The sequence below is a fragment of the Paenibacillus sp. OT2-17 genome, from assembly GCF_009827695.1.
Lineage (GTDB): Bacteria > Bacillota > Bacilli > Paenibacillales > Paenibacillaceae > Paenibacillus > Paenibacillus polymyxa_B.
The window spans coordinates 1-1,633 of sequence record NZ_WUDQ01000707.1 but is presented as its reverse complement, the minus strand read 5'-3'; the positions used below and the strand labels follow the sequence as shown (position 1 = coordinate 1,633).

At 45.8% G+C, this 1,633-nt stretch carries 1 protein-coding gene and 1 pseudogene; both read right to left on the bottom strand.

Annotated features, from left to right (window positions below; all coding sequences use genetic code 11):
• A pseudogene (locus tag GRP75_RS26325) lies at positions 1 to 510 on the bottom strand (ribonuclease HII); the annotation flags it as partial.
• 210 nt (positions 511 to 720) lie between these two features.
• On the bottom strand, positions 721 to 1,581 hold the full coding sequence (gene ylqF, locus GRP75_RS26320; RefSeq protein ID WP_023988173.1) for a ribosome biogenesis GTPase YlqF: 861 nt from the start codon (positions 1,579 to 1,581) through the stop codon (positions 721 to 723).
• Positions 1,582 to 1,633 lie beyond the last annotated feature (52 nt).

Here is a 1,633-nt window from a genome sequence, read left to right as displayed (position 1 = left end):
CCGATCCCATATTCCGGATACTTCGCATCCCATTCACCTTTACACAGCCGATCACGGGTTACCTTGGCGATGATAGAGGCCGCCGCAATGGACTGACTGTTCGCATCTCCTTTAATAATAGAGAGCTGAGGAATAGGCACATCTACCTTTTCTGCATCCTCCAGTAAATAATCAGGAGATACATGTAAAGCCTCAATAGCCTGCTTCATAGCCAAACGAGCTGCCTGTTTAATATTGATATCATCAATCGTGTGCGCGTCTACATAGCCAACTCCTACAGCAATAGCCTTCTCCATAATCAGCTCGTAGTATGCTTCTCTCTTCTTGTCCGTCAATTTTTTGGAATCATCCACACCTTCCAGTAACTCACCCACTGGTAAAATGACTGCTGCGGCCACAACATCACCAAACAGGCATCCACGACCTACCTCGTCAATACCTGCAAGACTGCTCCCAGCATTTTTTTTCATAATGTAGCATGTCCTTCACTACAATCTCTTTATTTTCCATATTCAATACCTGCCCATCTATATGTAGTTTAACGCGTCATTCATGCCGTAGCTCTAGCGATTGAATTCAGCTTACCACAGACCTTCACCGTCCAAAACCCTTTTCTAACTGCCTTCAAATACCAAAAAAAACCTTCCTCCTCTCCGGAGAGATGGGGAAGGTTCTTCCTTGCCACAAAATGCTATGTTCTGCATCGGTGTACCAGTAAAATCAGTAAGGAGCTTCCAAACTGAATCGTCCCAGCTTCCCTGCACGCAGCTCACGCAAAATGATTTTTGACGCCTTTTCGAGATCTACACGTCCGCCGCTAACAATACAGCCACGTTTACGTCCGATCGCTTCCATAACGTTGACAATTTCATCAGGATTTTCTGTATCTTCAGGACGTTCGGTGAGCTCAAAGCGCTCTGCCAGTGCATCCCAATAGTACTGAACCAAATATTTAGTCGCAAAAAAGGCAATATCCTCGACATTCAGAATTTCTTCCTTGATCGCACCTGTAACTGCCAGACGATAGCCTACATTCTGATCCTCAAATTTAGGCCATAGAATACCTGGTGTATCCAGCAATTCAATTTCTCCGATCTTGATCCACTGCTGTGCCTTCGTTACCCCTGGACGGTCACCCGTAGCTGCAATATTACGTCCCGCCATTCGGTTGATCAGTGTCGATTTGCCGACATTCGGAATACCAACAATCAACCCACGCATAGGACGCGGGTTCATTCCCTTCCTAATCTGCCGATCTATCTTTTCCTTAAGCAGCAGCTTAGCCTGAATCGGAATTTCTTTTAGTCCCGTCCCAGTTGTGGCATCCACCGGAAGGGCCACATGCCCCTGCTCCTTAAAATAGGCAATCCATTGCTGTGATACTACCGGGTCCGCCAAATCTGCTTTATTCAAAATAATCATCCGCGGCTTGCCTTGCAAAATATCATCAATCATTGGATTTCGGCTGGAGAGCGGCAATCGAGCATCAATCAGCTCAATGACCAAATCAATTAACTTTAATTTTGCTTCAATTTGGCGGCGCGCTCTGGTCATATGACCAGGAAACCATTGAATCGTCACCGTCATCACCCCATTGATCGTAACTCCTACTTTTACCCTTAGGCTCTTAGTT